1 protein-coding gene is annotated in these 317 nt (G+C 53.6%); it reads left to right on the top strand.

Annotation, left to right across the window (positions count from 1 at the left end; genetic code table 11):
* Positions 1-13: 13 nt before the first annotated feature.
* A partial coding sequence (locus tag C492_RS22310) for a PEP/pyruvate-binding domain-containing protein (protein WP_275040326.1) occupies positions 14-317 on the top strand: 304 nt, incomplete at its 3' end.

The following is a 317-nucleotide window of genomic DNA, read 5'->3' as shown; positions in this document are numbered from 1 at the left end:
GACCGCAGATAATATTCGCGTGGAGACGCGAACTGGTGAGATTCTCGAATATGAGGTTGGAGACCAACAGAGCGCAGTTCGAGCAACTCCAGAAGGGGGAACTGAGACGGTCGAACTAGACTCGACTGACCGCACATCACGTGTACTCACAGTTGAGCAGATTCAGACCCTCGTGGACCTCGGCGAGAAAATCGGAGCACTATTCGAGAATCCCCAAGACATCGAGTGGTGTCTTGACGAGGGAGAATTGTATGTCGTTCAGTCTCGCCCGATTACATCACTATTCCCTCTCCCATCGCCGCTGCCAGACGACGACC

Origin of the sequence: Natronococcus jeotgali DSM 18795 (assembly GCF_000337695.1) — an archaeon.
Classification (GTDB): domain Archaea; phylum Halobacteriota; class Halobacteria; order Halobacteriales; family Natrialbaceae; genus Natronococcus; species Natronococcus jeotgali.
Note: the sequence above shows the minus strand (reverse complement) of the source record. Positions and strands in the feature narration are given on the sequence as shown.